At 68.6% G+C, this 15,972-nt stretch carries 20 protein-coding genes and 1 pseudogene; 12 read left to right on the top strand and 9 right to left on the bottom strand.

The features are described 5' to 3' along the window. Positions 1–376: 376 nt before the first annotated feature. Positions 377–601 (top strand): annotated as a pseudogene (locus AB0O36_RS29655) (helicase associated domain-containing protein); the annotation flags it as partial. Between the two features lie 127 nt (positions 602–728). On the opposite strand, the gene AB0O36_RS29660 reads toward AB0O36_RS29655, so the two are convergent. After that, complete coding sequence (locus AB0O36_RS29660; RefSeq protein WP_365115488.1) at positions 729–1,196, bottom strand: winged helix-turn-helix domain-containing protein; 468 nt, start codon at positions 1,194–1,196, stop codon at positions 729–731. Next, positions 1,193–1,750 carry a hypothetical protein gene (locus AB0O36_RS29665; protein ID WP_365115490.1) on the bottom strand — a complete coding sequence of 186 codons (558 nt, stop codon included), beginning with the start codon at positions 1,748–1,750 and terminating at the stop codon, positions 1,193–1,195. The genes AB0O36_RS29660 and AB0O36_RS29665 overlap by 4 nt, the downstream gene beginning before the upstream one ends. Before the next feature lie 946 nt (positions 1,751–2,696). Between AB0O36_RS29665 and AB0O36_RS29670 the strand changes: the two genes are divergently transcribed. Then, positions 2,697–3,662: an IS630 family transposase gene (locus AB0O36_RS29670; protein ID WP_365115522.1), complete on the top strand. Its 966-nt coding sequence runs from the start codon at positions 2,697–2,699 to the stop codon at positions 3,660–3,662. A gap of 15 nt (positions 3,663–3,677) precedes the next feature. Here AB0O36_RS29670 and AB0O36_RS29675 read toward each other — a convergent pair whose 3' ends face one another. The 3 genes from AB0O36_RS29675 to AB0O36_RS29685 all read right to left on the bottom strand — a co-directional run bounded on the left by AB0O36_RS29675 (position 3,678) and on the right by AB0O36_RS29685 (position 5,347). Beyond that, positions 3,678–4,265 (bottom strand): GNAT family N-acetyltransferase, encoded by a 588-nt coding sequence (locus AB0O36_RS29675; protein ID WP_365115492.1) that lies wholly within the window; start codon positions 4,263–4,265, stop codon positions 3,678–3,680. 84 nt (positions 4,266–4,349) lie between these two features. Then, positions 4,350–4,820: a hypothetical protein gene (locus AB0O36_RS29680; RefSeq protein ID WP_365115493.1), complete on the bottom strand. Its 471-nt coding sequence runs from the start codon at positions 4,818–4,820 to the stop codon at positions 4,350–4,352. Further along, positions 4,820–5,347, bottom strand: coding sequence for a hypothetical protein (locus AB0O36_RS29685; RefSeq protein ID WP_365115495.1), 528 nt, complete (start codon positions 5,345–5,347; stop codon positions 4,820–4,822). Before AB0O36_RS29685 ends, AB0O36_RS29680 begins: the two co-directional genes overlap by 1 nt. Positions 5,348–6,272: 925 nt before the next feature. Between AB0O36_RS29685 and AB0O36_RS29690 the strand changes: the two genes are divergently transcribed. After that, complete coding sequence (locus AB0O36_RS29690) at positions 6,273–6,827, top strand: XRE family transcriptional regulator (protein ID WP_365115496.1); 555 nt, start codon at positions 6,273–6,275, stop codon at positions 6,825–6,827. 720 nt (positions 6,828–7,547) lie between these two features. Continuing rightward, the gene (locus tag AB0O36_RS29695) at positions 7,548–8,081 is read left to right on the top strand and encodes a hypothetical protein (RefSeq protein ID WP_365115498.1); all 534 of its coding nucleotides are present in this window, start codon (positions 7,548–7,550) and stop codon (positions 8,079–8,081) included. A gap of 182 nt (positions 8,082–8,263) precedes the next feature. On the opposite strand, the gene AB0O36_RS29700 is transcribed toward AB0O36_RS29695, so the two are convergent. Beyond that, on the bottom strand, positions 8,264–8,563 hold the full coding sequence (locus AB0O36_RS29700; RefSeq protein ID WP_365115499.1) for a hypothetical protein: 300 nt from the start codon (positions 8,561–8,563) through the stop codon (positions 8,264–8,266). Between the two features lie 81 nt (positions 8,564–8,644). Between AB0O36_RS29700 and AB0O36_RS29705 the strand changes: the two genes are divergently transcribed. The 5 genes from AB0O36_RS29705 to AB0O36_RS29725 all read left to right on the top strand — a co-directional run bounded on the left by AB0O36_RS29705 (position 8,645) and on the right by AB0O36_RS29725 (position 11,852). Continuing rightward, complete coding sequence (locus AB0O36_RS29705; RefSeq protein WP_365115501.1) at positions 8,645–8,989, top strand: hypothetical protein; 345 nt, start codon at positions 8,645–8,647, stop codon at positions 8,987–8,989. A gap of 5 nt (positions 8,990–8,994) precedes the next feature. Further along, positions 8,995–9,363 carry a DUF6233 domain-containing protein gene (locus AB0O36_RS29710; protein WP_365115502.1) on the top strand — a complete coding sequence of 123 codons (369 nt, stop codon included), beginning with the start codon at positions 8,995–8,997 and terminating at the stop codon, positions 9,361–9,363. Between the two features lie 99 nt (positions 9,364–9,462). Beyond that, positions 9,463–10,464: a Ku protein gene (locus AB0O36_RS29715; protein WP_365115504.1), complete on the top strand. Its 1,002-nt coding sequence runs from the start codon at positions 9,463–9,465 to the stop codon at positions 10,462–10,464. Between the two features lie 626 nt (positions 10,465–11,090). Continuing rightward, positions 11,091–11,573, top strand: a complete 483-nt coding sequence (locus AB0O36_RS29720; RefSeq protein WP_365115505.1) for a hypothetical protein — start codon at positions 11,091–11,093, stop codon at positions 11,571–11,573. A 117-nt stretch (positions 11,574–11,690) separates the two neighbouring features. After that, positions 11,691–11,852: a hypothetical protein gene (locus AB0O36_RS29725; RefSeq protein ID WP_365115507.1), complete on the top strand. Its 162-nt coding sequence runs from the start codon at positions 11,691–11,693 to the stop codon at positions 11,850–11,852. 226 nt (positions 11,853–12,078) lie between these two features. Here AB0O36_RS29725 and AB0O36_RS29730 read toward each other — a convergent pair whose 3' ends face one another. Then, positions 12,079–12,528, bottom strand: a complete 450-nt coding sequence (locus tag AB0O36_RS29730; protein ID WP_365115508.1) for a lamin tail domain-containing protein — start codon at positions 12,526–12,528, stop codon at positions 12,079–12,081. 528 nt (positions 12,529–13,056) lie between these two features. On the opposite strand from AB0O36_RS29730, the gene AB0O36_RS29735 reads away from it, so the two are divergent. Then, positions 13,057–13,245 (top strand): hypothetical protein, encoded by a 189-nt coding sequence (locus AB0O36_RS29735; protein ID WP_365115510.1) that lies wholly within the window; start codon positions 13,057–13,059, stop codon positions 13,243–13,245. Between the two features lie 208 nt (positions 13,246–13,453). Here the strand turns inward: AB0O36_RS29735 and AB0O36_RS29740 are convergent, their stop codons facing one another. Together AB0O36_RS29740 and AB0O36_RS29745 are read right to left on the bottom strand one after the other, a co-directional pair. Continuing rightward, positions 13,454–13,609: a hypothetical protein gene (locus AB0O36_RS29740; protein ID WP_365115511.1), complete on the bottom strand. Its 156-nt coding sequence runs from the start codon at positions 13,607–13,609 to the stop codon at positions 13,454–13,456. Positions 13,610–13,685: 76 nt separating this feature from the next. Continuing rightward, positions 13,686–14,390 carry a hypothetical protein gene (locus AB0O36_RS29745; protein ID WP_365115512.1) on the bottom strand — a complete coding sequence of 235 codons (705 nt, stop codon included), beginning with the start codon at positions 14,388–14,390 and terminating at the stop codon, positions 13,686–13,688. Positions 14,391–15,001: 611 nt separating this feature from the next. On the opposite strand from AB0O36_RS29745, the gene AB0O36_RS29750 reads away from it, so the two are divergent. Together AB0O36_RS29750 and AB0O36_RS29755 are read left to right on the top strand one after the other, a co-directional pair. Continuing rightward, positions 15,002–15,205, top strand: coding sequence for a cold-shock protein (locus tag AB0O36_RS29750; RefSeq protein ID WP_365115514.1), 204 nt, complete (start codon positions 15,002–15,004; stop codon positions 15,203–15,205). A gap of 262 nt (positions 15,206–15,467) precedes the next feature. Beyond that, positions 15,468–15,671 carry a cold shock domain-containing protein gene (locus tag AB0O36_RS29755; RefSeq protein ID WP_365115516.1) on the top strand — a complete coding sequence of 68 codons (204 nt, stop codon included), beginning with the start codon at positions 15,468–15,470 and terminating at the stop codon, positions 15,669–15,671. The last annotated feature ends 301 nt before the right edge of the window (positions 15,672–15,972 follow it).

Here is a 15,972-nt window from a genome sequence, read left to right on the forward strand (position 1 = left end):
TGGCTACGTGAGGTCAGCCGGCGGCGACGAGGTTGGCGACGCGGGCGGCGTACAGGGCCGCCGCTGTTCGGTGAGACGCTCGGGTTCGGCGGCTTTGATCTCCGGGATCAGCTACGCCGGTCGAGGTCGCTCAGGTCCGGGCCTCGGTAGCTCCATTGAGACGAGGCCCCCGGGTTTGCCGCGTCAGGACACGGCTTTCAGGTTCTCGCGACGCTTCGCGTCATCGCGACGCCGACGCCTCTCAGCAAGCTGGTCCTGGTAGGCAGTACAGTCGAACGGTAGCGCTCCACGTGCCCAGGCGAGTTCAAGCGCTCGCCCTTCGGCATGGCTGCTACGGCGGAGTCGCGCAGCAGTATGTCGCCTCGGCTTGACATTGATGTCACTCCGACACGACATACAAGCGAGTTGTGTCCCTCCTGTGGGACGCAAACGCCTCCCGCCCAAGGAAGACAAGTTGGCCGCCGTCTGGAACCGCGCCTACGCCGCCGCGGCCCGGTACGCCGCCGAGCACAACCACTTGCGCGTCCCGAAGCCCTACACAATCGACGGGCTGCGCCTGGACACATGGCTCTACCGACAGCGCGCAGCACGCCAAGCCGGCAGCCTCACCCCCGGCACAACACGAGGCCCTTACACGCCTCGGTATGAGCTGGTAGCGACGGTACCGAGCAAGCTGGGCACCTCCGGCGCGGAGGCCCGGACCAGCCGCGGCCACGTACCGGGCAGCGCTAACCGGCAAGGCGGAAGGTGGGACGCGCCCGCGGCAGTGGCGCGTCCTCACCACCGTCCGGGTCAGGGTCGAAGTCGGTCCCGGTGCGGGCATCGCTGCGCCGCGGTGGCCGGATGTCTCCCGTGGGGAAATTCAGCGGCCAGAGGTGCGTGCCGGGGTCTTCGATGTGGTTGACCATGTGGTGCAGGGACTCGTAGCCCGCCAGCAGGGGGTGAATGAGGACCTGGCCCTGCTTGGTACGGGGATGGATGATGCCGAGGTCCTTCAGCTGGCCCATCGCGCGGGAGATGGCCGCCTGGCTCATGCCCAGCCGGTGTGCAAGTTCCTTCTGCTGAATGCGGACGAGGCCGCCGGGCTCCTGGCGGGCCGTGAGGATGTCCAGGACATCACGCGCTGAGCCGGTCAGCTTCGCGTTCGGCAGCTGTTCCCAGATCTCGGGGTTGTGGAAGGCGGCGACGGCGGTCATCGGGACCTCTTCTCCGGCAGAGGGACAACGATGGTGTGGGCGTTGAGTACATCCTCCCCGAGGCGGGCCAGGAGGGCATGGTGCTTCCGGCTGCCGAACCGGTACGCGTAGGTCGGATTGAGCTGGTAGCACCCGCGGCGTGCAGCCTTCCACACGAAGTGGTGTTTGCTCAGCACCCCGATGGAGCGGCTGATCTTCGACTGGGAGCACTCGAAGTGCTCGCCGAGTGCTTTCTGGGAGACCTTGACCACGCCGTCCTCGTCGTGGGTGGCTGCCATGTGGTCCAGGATGTCCCGGGCGGTGGCCGGCAGCTTCCACCGCCACAGGTTCTCGACCAGGGTCTGGGAGACGTTGACGTGGGTGCCGCCCTGGAGGCCGTAGCGCTTGGGCGGCGCGTCGGCAGTGATCATGCCGCCGTTGCGGCTGATGTTCTGAAGCGCCTTGACCAGCTGGCGGTTGATTCCCTGTGGGTCGAAGGCGGCCGGCGCCAGCGGCGCAGGAGCAAGCCGTGCCTGTTGCGGCACGGACGCGGGCTGCCGGACGGGCTGGACCACGGGCTGCTCCTTCGTGTGCGGATCTTGCATGCACAACATACCAACCAAGATATTTCTTGCGCCGGGTCGCCGCGCCGATGTTGACCTGCAGCCTGTATGCGGCTACCTGCATACAACAGGCCCCAAGGCGTATCGCTGGATGCACCCACGATGCATAGAACCACCTCGTTCTTGCTGGTCACAGGGCTGTGGCTATCTCTCCAAACCCGCCCGCCCCCCACGCTTGAACCCTGACCCTCAAACCACCGCACTGGTTCCGGCACCAGGACCCCCTGCAGGCGACGCAGGCAGGTACGGGATCCTGTCGACAGGCGGGCTCAGCAGCTGGGACGGGCGTTCTCGGGCGGGTCTCCCCGGTCCGCTCGGGATGACCGTGGGCTGAGGTCTTCGGGGCGCAGCCCCCGAACCCCCGGCTCGGCGCGTTCCCGGCCCGCCCGAGGGGCGTGCCGGGCCCGCGCGGCGCGGTGGTACTGGAGCCCGCCGTGAACGGGAGCTTTCAGCGGGCGCGAGCAGCGTGTCGTCTTTGAGGAAGCGTGGCTGATGCCGGTGGGGGCGTGCGCCGACCCTGGCGCCGGTGCTTATCTGCGGGTTGTGAGGGGCTGGCGTTCTGTGGCTTGGCTTGCCGGGGTTCGGGGGTGGTCAGTGACTCTGGAGCCGCTTCCTGGTCGGTGGTACTGGCCATTCGTGGGCGACCCCGACAACCTGTCCGGCGAAAGACGGTCTGTCGCCCCAGCCCGGTGTGCCGCTCCTGAATATCCACGAGACCCGGTATTGCCGGGCGCGGACGCGATTGCAATACCGGCTGGAGGGCACCACCGCGGAACGATAGCGAGCCGCTCTTCATCAAGGCAATCACGCAGAGGTGACGTTTTCCGTCGGCTCCGGGAACCCAAGGCGCCCCGCCAGGTCCCGATAGGTCTGCTCGTGCCCGCGCAGCTCCTCCAAGATCGCGCGGCTGGTCCAGGCAGACGAGGACACCGTCCGGGACGTGATCCACCGCTTCAACGAGATCGGGCTCGCATGCCTCAACCCTCGGTGGGCGGGAGGCCGTCCCCGCCTGCTGAGCAGTGACGACGAGGGCTTCGTGATCCAGACGGCCACCACCCGGCCCACCATGCTGGGGAAGCCCTTCACCCGCTGGTCGGTCCGCAAACTGGTCGATCACCTGCGCAGGAACATGGCCCGGCCCGTTCGGATCGGCCGGGAGGCCCTGCGGTGTTTACTGGCCCGCCGTGGGATCACCTTCCAGAGGACGAAGACCTGGAAGCAATCCCCGGACCCGGCATTCGACGTCAAGCTGGAGCAGATCGAGTACGAGCGTCCGGACCGCACGTTCGCCTTCGACGAGTTCGGGCCGCTGGGCATCCGCCCCACCGCCGGCTCCTGCTGGGCTGAACAGAACAGGCCCGACAGGCTGCCGGCCACCTACCGCCGCACCCATGGCATCACCTACTTCCACGGCTGCTACTCCACCGGCGACGACAAGCTGTGGGGTGTCAACCGGCGCCGCAAGGGCATCGACCACACCTGGGCCGCCCTGCGGTCGATCCGGGCCGCCCGTCCGGACGGCGCTCCGATCTACGTGATCCTCGACAACCTCTCCGCCCACCTGAACTGGAAGATCCGCAGGTGGGCAGCCCGGAACAAGGTCGAGCTGTGCTTCACGCCCACCTACGCGTCCTGGGCCAACCCCATCGAGGCCCACTTCGGGCCGTTACGGCAGTTCACCCTGGCCAACTCGAACCACCCGAACCACACCGTCCAGACCCGGGCCCTGCACGCCTACCTGCGCTGGCGCAACCAGAACGCCCGCCACCCAGACGTCCTGGCCGCCCAACGACGCGAACGCGCCCGCATCCGCAGCGAACGAGGCGTCCGCTGGGGCGGCAGGCCACTGCAAACCGCAGCCTGACCACTCGTCACAGCATCAGATGTCGCCATGGACCATGGCATGAAGGTGCTCGTCATGCCACCCGTCTTCGTGCAGCAAGGCGCTGCGCATCGTGCCTTCGAGGGAGAAGCCGGCCTTCGCCGCTACTCGACACGACGCCGGGTTGGCTACTGAGTGGCACAGCCGGAGACGGTGCAGACCGAGTTCGTCGAACGCCCACTGGGTCACCCGCTTCGTGGCCTCGACCATGGTGCCGCGACCGCGCCCTGAGGGCAGAATCCAGTACAGGATCTCGGCGCTGCCGCCATTGAGGTCGATGTCACCCCAACCGATCAAGCCCACGGCCTGACCGCCGTCGGGCCGGGCGATGGCCCATATCGCGCTCTGCTCGTTCTGCCACCGCTCGTGCATGCGCTCAATCCGCTTGCTTGCTTCCGTCTGCGACGTCACGACGAGCCGGTTCCACTGGCGAATGGCCGGTTCCTGAGCGGCGGCTACCAAAGCGTCGGCGTCGCTGACGCGCCAGGGGCGCAGCTCAAGACCGCTAGGGAGAGCCAACACGGGCTGTTCCATCTGAGCCAGGTGGCCTGCGGGGACAACGGGCGGGATCGGTGAGGTGATCATCGCGGCATCGTGCCACAGCCCGACGTCCAACCCGCGGTAACCGGTGCCGAGCCATGGACCCGGCGAACCTATGCGGTCAGAGCACTAGACGCTGCGCAGGTGGCTGAGTGCGGGTGTCTTGTGCTGCTTGGCCTTCCGCCTGGCCTTGTCCTCCTGGTATTGGGCCAGCCGCCGGTCGTATTCATCTTCGAAATGGCCGACGTCCAGCCTGTCCTCCGGGGCGAGCGCAGCCATGGCAGCGGCACGGTCCTGTGCTGTGGGGTAGGAGGCGAGCATGGGGTGGAGCTGGAGCCGGCCACGGCCGACCGGATAGACGAGGCGGGCGGCGACGAGGTTGGGCATGGCGCGGCTGATGACGCCGCGGTCGAGGGCCAGGCCGTCGGCGAGTTCGCCGTGTGTGGCCCGGACGAGGCCGCCGGGCTGCTGCTGGGTGAGCATGTACAGCAGCATCGCGTACGCCGTGGGAGGCAGTCGGGGGACGTAGGCGAGGCCCTGGACGGAGATCTGCAGGTGCTCGTTGCGGGGCCACGGCAAGGCGGCCGATGCGACGGTCATCACTTCCCCTTTCGCGTTGGCCGGGGTCCGGCCGGCAGCTGTGCGTCCACGTCCGCCATGGCCTTGAAAGCCTCGGGCGCGTCGGGGTCCGCCAGGATCTCGTTCAGCAGGTCGAGCTGGTGGACCCGCTCCGGTGTACTCCCCGGGAGCCTACGCTGACCCGCCGGCACAGGCTTGATCCCCCCGCGCAGCGCCCCTGAGGGCACCAGCTGGTAGACGCCGCGGCGGACCCTGCGCAGTACCCCGTCGTCCTGGAGGACTGCGAGTGCCCAGGCGACGTGAGCCCGGCTGTAGCCGCCGATCTCGTCACCGATCTGCTCCTGTGTGCGTTCGATGTGTCCGCCGACTTCCTGAAGGCCGATCAGAGCCACCAGGACGACCAGGACGAAGCGGTGCTCTGCAGCCTGATATCGGCGTGCGGCCCAGAGCATGAAGGCGAGGGAGTCCATGCTGTAGGAGCCGCCGATGAACCCCCGGGCCGTCGACAGCGGGTAGATCTGCGCCGCGTGTCCCGGCGGGATCTCCACCTGCTCCGCCCGCGGGGCACGGGCTGCCGGTGCCGGGGGCAGGGGCCGCCGGCGCTTTCTGGGCCGCGGAGGCGGGATCGGCACTGCGGAGTCGTACGCGTCTGGCATTCGCTGGCCCCTCGGTCGTCCTGTGCGTCAGCAGGGTAGTGGACTGTTGCAGTACTGCCACGCCCACCGTGCCGGTACTGCAACGCATTTCGGAGGTACGTCAGTACAGCACCGGCGCATCCCTGCCAAAAGACTCCACCGGTGACGTCACCGGCCCGCTCACCGCTTCCACCCCGTACCCGTCACGGATTGATCACGACAAGCTGCACAGCTCACCACCCAGGGCCGGGAACTCACCACCCGGCGCCCCTTTTGTTGCATTCCTGCCACCAAACCCTGTCGCAGCGCACTGACCTGACGGTAGATCAGTTGCGCTATTGCAACAAAAGGGGCTCGATACGCCGGCAACTACTGACGTATCGCAGTGAGATGTGTCAGTGCTGCACTGACACATCTTCCGAATCGCGGGCCTCTGACCAGCCAAAACGCCGCGCTCCACCTCTAAGAACCACCGCCACCCCCCTGTGGCTGAGCGCGCTTCGCGTGCGGCTATCTGCCTTGTCTGCAGGAGGGGGACAGCAGCACCGGCTCTGAGTCTCGGGTGGTGCCGACCGTGACGGACAAAAAGCATCAGCAGCGTGGCTGGGACCGGTGGGTGACTCCGCACCACGGCCTGGCGGCCGCGCTGCTGGCGTGCCTCCGCCCGCAGGAAGTCCACCGCGGACCACGGGGCTTCCGTTCTGTGGCGGAGGAATGCGGGGGGAGTTTGCCTGCGATCTGGCACCCTGCAGTCCCCGAGCCGGGCCGGTAGCGCCCGGGACCTCGGTGAGTACGATCACGAAGTCGTCCCGCGCGGGGCAGGTCCAAGGGGAGCAGCATGGGCATAGTCGGCGAGAGCCTGCAGAGGGCAGAGCAGGCGCATTTCACCCGTCCCATCCCACGCAGCGCAGGTGCGCAGATCCGCTACCTGGTCAAGCAGGAGAAGACCACGAAGGCCGTCGCGCAGCTGCTGGGCATCAGCCAGCGCACCGTGGAGCGGTACGTGAAGGGCGACATCAAGCAGCCCCGCCCGAAGCTGGCCGGCCGGATGGCAACCGAGGTACGGCGCCGGTGGCAGCCCCGGATGCGTACGAGGGCGGCGAAGGCTGCGGCGCAACGCACCGGCCTGGTCATCGAGACCCGGGCCCGCTTCGGCTTCACCGCCGCGCCGGGCAGCACGGACGACGGTCGGATGCGCCGCATCACCCAGCATCTGCCGCCGGAACTCGCAGGCCGCCTGCTCGGCGCACAGCAGGCAGGCGCCACCGAGGCCGAGCTGCAGACCCTCGCCGCCCAGGGCCTGCAGGAGTCCTATTTCAAGGACGGAGGCCGACGGGCCGCGGATCTGCTGGTGGAGTTCACGGACATCGACTACGTCGACATCTCGTTCTGACCCGCTGCCCCGAGCCGCCTTGGCGGCGTCCCGAACTCAGCCGAAGCAGAGAGTTGACACCAGGGCAAGCCTGTTGTCACTCGGGGGCGTCTGCCGGCGGCGGCAGGGGGTGGGGCCGGAGTCCACCTGCGCAGGCCAGCACTTCTGTCGCCGAAGAGTTCAGGAAGATCGTGAACACGGACGATCGGTCCACGGAGTCGATGAAACCGGTACGCACACGCTCTTCCCCGGCCTGCCGGAGGATGTCGACCGACGCGGCAAGGCCCCCGACTGTGTGGCCGCGCCGAGCAGCTGTGCGGATACGGATCGCGAACACCCCCGCGTGCCGGCTGGCGGGGACCAGACCGTCCCCGACCTCGAAGGCACCTCCGGCCGTCAAGGCGTCACGGGCAGGTCCGCATGCCGGGGTCTGTTCGCCAAGCATGGCGATGAGCTCCTCGCGAGGAATGCTGCGCACAGGTACCCGAACGACCCACTCATCGGCCTGGTGTGACAACTGCAGCGCCTCTCCGGTGACAGCCCGACTGCCTTGACCTGCTTCCTCCGCAGGCTACGTGGTGACGGTGACAACTACCACGCCTCGGCATACGAACCGAGCCCCCCTGGAGCGCACCTGACTCTGCCCCCGCGCGTCCGGACACATGCGGGAAGCCGTACCTCATCGGTGGCGGATTCGGGGATCGGCCGTGTCGCCGCCGGTGCCCCCGGGATTGACCGCTCATGAACATCATCAAGCAGACGGCCGCCCTGGCGGTGCTGGCCGTGGTGGCGGTGGCGGCACCGGCCGCGCCCACCGCCGCGGCCGCGCCGGCCTACAAGTGTGCGTCCAGCACGCAGGACATTGACGACAGCAGCTATGACGGGCCGTGGCCGGACAACTGGAAGATCACGGTCAAGACGTGCTCGGCCCGGTCCGGGGGCACCGTGTACGCCTACGCCGAAGCACGCTGGGACGGCACCGCGTTCCGCGAAGTGGACGATGTGACGATCTTCGACGGGGCCAAGCTGCGGTTGCAGATCAAGCAGTCCCGCGACGGCACCGACCCCGTGGTGATCGAACGCGACTTCACCGCCATCGAGGACCGGTTGGAAGACAGCACGTCGAGCGGCAACTACAACGGCCACTACCGAACCCCGACGATCAGCCACCGGGCCGGCCCCCGAGCCCTGGCCGACTCCACCCTGTTCCTGGACTGGCACGGCGACGGCCGCGGCTACGGACGCCACGACTACACCGCCTCGCCCACCGTCTGACCCGGCGCAGCAGTACAGGCCGCCACCCTTTGCCCGGCGGCGGCCCGCACTGCTGCGCTCAGGCCCCGGTGTCCGGGCTCACACACGGTCGGTCCGCCGCCGCGCCACTCGATGAGCGTCGGCCATCCGTCGCACGGCGTGCCGTGCGGCGGCCCGGAGCAGCGCGGGCAGGCCGTGACCGGCTACCTGCTCTGCGGTGGATGCGGCAGCGAGGACTTTGCCGAAGACGGGCCGGACTCTAAGGCGGGGCGCACAGCGCGGGCTGTTTCGCCGCCCGGGGCAGCGGCTGCGGCGTCCTCCAGTGCCAGGCGGGCCTGCAAGGTGGCCGGGTGATCACGCCAGTACGGGTGGCCGGAGACGGCCAGGCCCGCTCGGACCAGCTCGGCCGCGAGGGTGGTGCGCAGAGCGGGCTCGGCGGTCATGCGGTTGTAGAGGCTGATCTGGGCCTGCCTGAGCCGGATCAGGTCTTCGGGGAAGTCCATGGAGATCACCTCGTCACGTTCACTCGTCTGCCGACCGCGGCTAAGCGGAATCAGGGATTCGAACAGTTATACGATACTGCTGTGACCGCCTACGACTATCCCGTGCGCCTGCGGGCCCTGCAGCTCCAGCTGCATCGCGTGACCGCCGACCACCGTCGCCTGTGTGCCGAGCTGCCCTGGTCGGTGGAGCCGATGCCCGGCTGGAAGGCGTCCGACCACCGCTACTCCCACCGCGGTGACGTCCCGGCCAGCCCCGGCTACACCGATGAACAGAAGCAGGCGCGGGCACGGATGGAGCGGCGGATGCGGCGCCTGGCCGAAGCCCTCGTCACCCACGAGTTCTGGGCGACCGTGGAGGGCGATCAGCGGGTGAAGGCCCGCATGGCGCTCAAGCAGGTGGAGTCCTGCGTGCCGGAGGAGGCGTAGCCGCCGTGGACGCCGACCGGGATGTGGGCTGGCTGCTCCCGCCGGACGTGGGCCGGCTGCGGGTGCTGGAGCAGTGGTGCGTGCTGCTGCTGGAGCTGATACGGGAGCGGATCGCCGACATCGAGAGGGGGGAGCGGGTGGCCGAGGCGGCCCGGGCGGGCCCGGTGCCGGCTCCGGTGGTGGAGTGGAAGATCCAGTACGGGATCGGGCGGGAGGGCGCTCCGATGCTGGTGCATGCCGGGGACTGCCGCCTGGCCTCGGGCCGTACCCGGCCCGCCACGCGGGAACAGGCCCTGGACGTGCTGCGGCATGCCGGGGTCGAGGCGTGCGCGATCTGCGGTACCGCCCGCGAGCTGGGCCTGACCGACCCCTGACGGCCCGCCGCGGGGAATCCGGTCGAGCGGCAGGGGTGAGCTGTCCCCGCTCGGGGAAGACGCCCGGCCCCGGGGGACGGCAGAGGGCGGTGAGCGGCGATGGCCAGACCCGTGTGGAGCGGGGTTCTGAGCTTCGGGCTGGTGTCGGTTCCGGTCGGGCTGTACACCGCGACCGACAGTCACACGATCTCTTTCCATCAGCTGCAGCGGGGTACCTCGGACCGGATCCGGAACCGGCGGGTGAATGAGCGCACCGGGGAGGAGGTCGGTCTGGACGACATTGTGAAGGGCTTCGACACCGGCGCGGAGTACGTCCTTGTGGAGCCGGGGGAGCTGGACGAGATCGCCCCGGGACGGTCGAAGGCGATCGAGGTGGCCGGCTTCGTCGATCTGGACACGGTGGAGCCGATCTACTTCGACAGGACCTACTACCTCGGCCCGCGCGGGGAGCAGTACGGGAAGGTGTACGCGCTGCTGGAGCGGGCGCTGGCGGAGTCCAACCGGGCCGGCATCGCCACGTTCGTGATGCGGGGCCGGGAATACCTGGTGGCCCTGAAATCCGAGGGCGGCCTGCTCACCCTCCACACGCTGCACTGGGCCGACGAGATCCGCGACCCCCATCAGGAGGTCCCCGACCTGCCCGGAAAGGTCGAGCCGACGGCCGCCGAGGTGAAGATGGCGATGCAGCTGATCGACGCCCTCGCCCTGGAGTGGCATCCCGAGGACTTCCACGACATCTTCCGGGAGAAGGTGAAAGCGCTCATCGAGGCGAAGGCGGCGGGGGAGAGCGTGGAGAAGGCCGAGCCGGCGGCCGCGCCCACCGGCGTGGTCGATCTGATGGAGGCCCTGCGGGCGAGCGTGGAACGGGCCCGCTCACCCAAAGACACCGGCGAGAAGGCGAGCACCTCCAGGACCACCACCGCGGGCCGGGGGAAGAAGCCGGCGGCGAAGAAGCGCACCACTGGGTCGGGGTCCGGGTCGCTTCGGTCGCTGACCAAGGCCGAGCTGTACGAGAAGGCCGCGAAGGCCGGGATCAAGGGCCGCTCCGGCATGAGCCACGACCAGCTCGCCGACGCCCTCAGCCACACCGGACGCTCCTGACCGGCACCCCTGGGGAGCACTGCGGGCGCACGTGGCCGGGCCCGTAGTGCCCGGCGTACCGGTGGGAGGTGCACACACAGGTCCGGCCTAGCCGGCATCTGCCCCACCGCCACGGTCTGGTGGCTGAGTCGGCCAGCTCGGGGGATCGGGGGCAGGCGAGGAGCTCGGGCAGGAGCCGCCCGTCGGGGAGTCGGCCCCGCGCCGTCGCCGGCCCGCCGGGCGGCGCCGGGCGGGCCGGGCGGTCGCGCCGTTCGCTGTTGCGGCGGCACAGGCTGCGGTGTCCACATGGGCGCCCGAGTGGTACAGCTCCGCCGGGGGCCGCGGCGGGCGGCCGCAGAGGGCCCCGCCTCCGTGGCGTATTCGCCCCGGTGTAGGCCTGTGGGCGGCCCGGCCGACGTTGGATCGGGCGGTCCAGTCGCAGTGCGGCAGTGGCTACGGGCCTGGATGATGACGCCATGCGTAGCTCGCGGCGCATGCGCCCCAGGATCCGTCGGCCGAGCAGGCCGGCTCGGCCTGCCGGGGTGGCGTCTGACCGCTGGCTGCGCATCGGGTCCTGGGGTGCATTGGTATCGGCCCTCGCGGCGGCGCTAGGGCTGCTCTTCTCTGGCATGGTGGCGTTGTCCAGTGTGAACGCCATCCGTCAGCAGCTGGAGCAAGACCGCCGGTATCAGGCGGGCCGGGTGACCTCCTGGTACATCCAGCCTGAGGCTGGATACGGCCTGGTCGTCGTTAACCGTTCACTTGACCCCGTGACCGCTCTCGTACTGGTCTTCGAGGTTCGAAAATTGGACGGCGATCGCGTCGATGACCGCCGTGTGCCTCTCGGATTCGGCACCCTGACTCCGTGCACCCGCCTGACCTTCCCACCGGGCTCGTTCCGCACCGCCATCTCCCACTTCCCTGACTTCTCCCGGGAGTATCTCCACGAGAACGCGACGCCGGTGGCGATCCGGTTCACCGACGCGAACGGCAGGAGATGGGTCCGCGACGACACGGGGCTGCACGTTATGCCCCACAGCCGCCCGGCCGAGATGGTCCCCTACGTGACTACCCCCGAGATCGGCGTCCCCGATGTAAAGCGAGAGCCAGCCCAGCACTGCGACGTCTGATCGTCGCCCTCCCGTCCATCAGACAGCCTGGCCTGCGATTTCGATGCTTAGAACAGGTTCTAATGGGGCGCTACACACCCGTTGCCACCGGTCGAAGGCAGACCAGGACCCGGCCGAATGGCTGCCGCCGGCAGCGAAGCGCTCTGCCGGTATGGGGCGGAGTGGACCGCGACGAAGCTCCGGTGGGGCCTGGCGGTGGACGAGGCGGAGCGGGACCGGCCGCTGGTCATCGCGGCCAGCTGCGGTGACACGGCTGTGGAGTTCACCCCCGCCCCGTAGCTGGCCGCACGCAGGCAGGGGCCGTCCCCCCCAGGGTGGCGGCCTCGCGCCTGTACCCGCCCCTGGCCTGCTGCGCGGGACGCGCGCAAGAGCCGTTCGGCTCACGTGGGCGGGTGCCAGAGCGGTGACCGGGTGGTCCACTGCCACGGATGCGCGGCACTCGCCTGGCCCGCGGGGCTGGCGAGTCGCCTGGTTCTTGCGGGCGGGTGCGGCACGCCCTGTCCGGTCAGCAGGTTTTGTAGTCGTAGCGGGTGGAGTTGTAGGCGCAGGTGTGGTGGATGGTCTTGTTGGCGCGGCGGAGGGTGGCGGTGTCCTTGTCGTTGTTCCAGACGTAGGCGGCGCGCTGCTGGAAGAGCGTCGAGGTGGTGTTGGTGCCGCGTCCGGTTTTGACGGTGACGGTTTTGCCGGGCTTGAGGGTGAAGGCTCCGAAGGTGTAGGTGTGGCGGGAGGCGTCGTTCAGGGTCCAGCCTTTGAGGCTGACCGCAGTGGCCGTGCCGTTGGTGATCTGTACCCATTCCCCGTTGAGTGAGGTGTTGGTACGGGTGTCGCTGCCGGGGGAGTCGTACCAGATCTTTGAGATGCGCAGGGTTCCGGCGGCGGTGGCCTGGCCGGGGACCAGGAGCAGCGCGGCGGCGGTGAGGGCGGTACCGGCGGTGAGGTGGCGGGTTCGGGGCATGGGCAAGAGAGGTCACGTCCTGTCCGTAGGGCCGCCGTCGCATCGGCGGTGTGGCCTTGGACGCTATGTGCGGCTCGAAGCGGGTGGGGCTGCTGTTGCCTGCTCGTGACAGAACGTCACCCGCAGGTGTTCTTCGGCCTCCAGGTTGCCTCGATGGGGCGGGGCCGGCTCGGGGGAGTGTCCCGCACGGTGGGAGCCTGGCCGAGCGCTGCGGGGTGAGCCGGGGACACCGCGCGTGGCAGGCGGATGAGCGCCGGCGGGTCCTTCGGGACGTCCTCCGAAGCTGCCCTGCTGGTCGGCCCACCGCGCGGGGCTCGGTTCCCGTATCGCCGCCGCTGGTGCCCTGGGGTGGCCGTTGGGGGTCAGTGGGTGGCATGGCAGCAGACCGGCACCGCGCCGGGCAACGGCGAGTCCAGGCGGCGTCACCAGCCTGATGCAGTAGGACCCTGTCCGCTCACAGCCGCCAACCTGCATGTCGTGCCACCGCAGCAAGCGTGACCCGCCGTCCGAGGCAGAGGTTGTTCCGGTATGGACACCTACCTGCTGGACGCGCTGCTCGATCCCGACGTGGAGGAGCCCCGTTGTCCCCTGCTGACCGAGGGCGAAGCCCGCGCCCTGATGGTTCTTCTGGCTCGGCTCGATGACGACAGCGAGGGGGAGGTCCGCGACGCGGCCGGTGAGCTGCGGTTCCGGATCGGTTCCAGGCTGCCTGGCTGAACTGCCCGATGCCGCCTCCGCGGAACGCGCCAGGACTTCGGCGGCCGCGCAGTCCTGGCGCGCCCGCACGCCAGGCCGGGTTATTGCTGGACTGGCGCGGCTTACCAGCGCTATGAGTGCGCGGCCTCACCCACTGTCTGACCCGGCCCGCACTGGTGAGCTCAGGCCCCGTCGGTGTCGGACTCCACACGGCCGACCCGCCGCCGCGTCACTCGATGAGCAGCGCGTCGTCCAGTGGGATGTCATCGGGGTCCAGGCCGGCCCGCCGCAGGAACTCCAGGATGTCGCCGGGGCCGAGGGCGCGGCCGAGGAATTTGCCGCCCAGGACGGACGCGGCGTCCGCCCTGGGTGTCCCCTCGGACAACAAGGCAGATGACGCCCAGAAAACCGCCACACCGATCCGACCCCAGGCCCACCCACCAAGGCCAGATGGCTATCGATCACGGCTCAGACGGCCCAGGGCTCACCAGTCGGAAGGGCTGTCCTTCCTGCTCAGCGACGACGACCCCTGACTCGCCCTTACAAATCCAATGGACACCGACGCGCCAACTGAAATCTCCTGGCGTACTGGCAGAAGCCCTAAGGATGAAATGCTCGGGTTCCAGATGCGAGACCGCGTACGGGAAGTCCGGCACACCCTCGGCCGGCCTCACCACAGGCGTTGGACCGCCGAGATCCACCTCGAAAGTACGCTCCTTGGGGATCTCGAAATACGAATTGTTCAGTTCATCCTTCAGCAGGAACACGTAGCCGATCGGGGGTGGGGTACAGCGTGACTGCACCTGCACGTCGAGCTTGGTGAGGATCACAGCACGATCAACGGCAGCTTCGACAAACACGCGCACGACGCACCTGTGGATGCTCACCAAGTCCACGGAACGCACCGCTGTCAGATCCTCGGGAAGAGGGCCAACATGTCCTACCAGGATCATCTCCTGTTCAGTCCGCACAGTGAGTGGAGCTGGCGGTGTAGAGACCAGTACGGCATCTCGACCATGCATGATGGCCTTATCAGCACCACGGGCCACGATCCCGCCGAGAGCTGAGGCGAGACCCGCGAGGACTGCAGCCACGATCCACTTGCCAACACCAGGCACAGCGAGGGCTACAGCAACTGCAGCCAGCAACAGGGCGACGACGCCCACCCGCAACCAGAATCGACGAGATCCCACAGCTGCCACCTTCAACGCTTCTCCCGAGGCGCCATGGTGCCTGACGATCCACGTCAGGGAACGGATGAGACACACCTGGTTTCCACTGAGAACCGACCCAACTCACCCCAGGCCCCACCCAAGCGCAGCGACACCCCCCTGGCCACAGACCAAGGACCAGTGAATCTGCGCAGCAACCAAACAACCTGCGTACCCACATCGCCAGCCAAGAAACACCCAGGCCAGACGGCTGACGATCCCCGACCCCGCGCAGATTCAATGAGCCACCGGCACCACCAAGCCGATCAACCCAAGTGCACAACACCAGGTCACAAGCATGACCACTGCTCAGGTTCACTGACCGGCGACAACTCCGGTTGAAAAAGACCGCCGGGCGGGAGTGGCCAGATCTTCGGGATGCTACACACCGCATCCCAGTCTGATGCACACTGATGACTGTACCGCCCCGGGGACCCGTTGGGACCCGTTCACCCAGTCGAGTCAACATCTCCCCGCCGGGGTTTTCTGCGACGGGGAAGCACGCCAGGATCGGCTTGTACCGCGGCGAATCGGGCCGCGGACGCGAGCGTGAAGGACATGCGGCGATGGCGCAGGGCAGCGTGAAGTGGTTCAACGCGGACAAGGGGTTCGGTTTCATCGAGCAGGACGAGGGCGGTCCGGACGTCTTCGTGCACCACTCGGAGATCCAGGGCACCGGATACAAGGCCCTCGACGAGGGCCAGCGGGTCGAGTTCGAGATCGGGCAAGGCCAGAACGGCCCCCAAGCCCAGCAGGTCCGCCTGATCTGAGCCCCGTCCCCTGCTGCTGGCCGGGCCCGCGCCAGCGGGCCTGTCCTGGAGGCGGAGCCGGAAGGACCAGGGGTGGGAGCGCAGCGGACACCCAACGGGCCGTAAGCCCAGACCCCGTGAAACGGGGTCACCCAGGCCCGCGCAGCGGGCCGTTCGGGTGGAGGGCAGGATCCGGGCCTGACACCCGTTTGGATGGTTTCCGTCGTATCGCGTAGTGGCAGGATTCGGCTGGTTCCCACTTGGACGATGAAAGGGCGCAGGCATGCCGAATGGCACGGTGACGATGTTCAATGATGCGAAGGGGTGGGGGACGATCAAGTCCGATGATGGTGAGGAGGTCCCTGTCCATCACACCGAGATTATCGCCGAGGGCTTTCGGACGTTGGCGGTGAACGCGAGGGTGGTCTTCGGCATCAAGGACGGCCCCAATGGGCGCCAAGCCCAGAAAGTCATGGTGGTGGGCTGACCCAGCCGCTTCCCCTGTTGCCGGCTGGCCCGCGGAGCGGGGCTTTGGTCCTGGAGGCGGAGCCGGAAAGACCCGGGTGGGGGAGCGGAGCGGACCCGCCCAACGGGCCGGAGACCCGGACCCCGTGAAACGGGGTCACCTCCCGCGCTGCGCGCGGGAGTCCCCTGGGCCCGCTTGCGGGCCCGTTCGGGATGGAGCGAAGCGGAGTCCCGAACCGTCCTCCGCAACGCGGAGGACCCCGGCCCTTTAGGGCCGGCACTGGGCCCGCTTGCGGGCCCCCGAGGCGCAACGCGCCGCGGTT

It is taken from the genome of Streptomyces sp. NPDC089799 (genome assembly GCF_040684755.1).
Classification (GTDB): domain Bacteria; phylum Actinomycetota; class Actinomycetes; order Streptomycetales; family Streptomycetaceae; genus Streptomyces.

What these genes read in the sequence shown, in the direction of transcription:
- AB0O36_RS29660 (WP_365115488.1), bottom strand. Translation starts at nt 1,196, where the DNA reads ATGACCGCCGTCGCCGCCTTCCACAACCCCGAGATCTGGGAACAGCTG.
- AB0O36_RS29675 (WP_365115492.1), bottom strand. Translation starts at nt 4,265, where the DNA reads ATGATCACCTCACCGATCCCGCCCGTTGTCCCCGCAGGCCACCTGGCT.
- AB0O36_RS29680 (WP_365115493.1), bottom strand. Translation starts at nt 4,820, where the DNA reads ATGACCGTCGCATCGGCCGCCTTGCCGTGGCCCCGCAACGAGCACCTG.
- AB0O36_RS29690 (WP_365115496.1), top strand. Translation starts at nt 6,273, where the DNA reads ATGGGCATAGTCGGCGAGAGCCTGCAGAGGGCAGAGCAGGCGCATTTC.
- AB0O36_RS29695 (WP_365115498.1), top strand. Translation starts at nt 7,548, where the DNA reads ATGAACATCATCAAGCAGACGGCCGCCCTGGCGGTGCTGGCCGTGGTG.
- AB0O36_RS29700 (WP_365115499.1), bottom strand. Translation starts at nt 8,563, where the DNA reads ATGGACTTCCCCGAAGACCTGATCCGGCTCAGGCAGGCCCAGATCAGC.
- AB0O36_RS29715 (WP_365115504.1), top strand. Translation starts at nt 9,463, where the DNA reads ATGGCCAGACCCGTGTGGAGCGGGGTTCTGAGCTTCGGGCTGGTGTCG.
- AB0O36_RS29725 (WP_365115507.1), top strand. Translation starts at nt 11,691, where the DNA reads ATGGCTGCCGCCGGCAGCGAAGCGCTCTGCCGGTATGGGGCGGAGTGG.
- AB0O36_RS29730 (WP_365115508.1), bottom strand. Translation starts at nt 12,528, where the DNA reads ATGCCCCGAACCCGCCACCTCACCGCCGGTACCGCCCTCACCGCCGCC.
- AB0O36_RS29735 (WP_365115510.1), top strand. Translation starts at nt 13,057, where the DNA reads ATGGACACCTACCTGCTGGACGCGCTGCTCGATCCCGACGTGGAGGAG.
- AB0O36_RS29750 (WP_365115514.1), top strand. Translation starts at nt 15,002, where the DNA reads ATGGCGCAGGGCAGCGTGAAGTGGTTCAACGCGGACAAGGGGTTCGGT.
- AB0O36_RS29755 (WP_365115516.1), top strand. Translation starts at nt 15,468, where the DNA reads ATGCCGAATGGCACGGTGACGATGTTCAATGATGCGAAGGGGTGGGGG.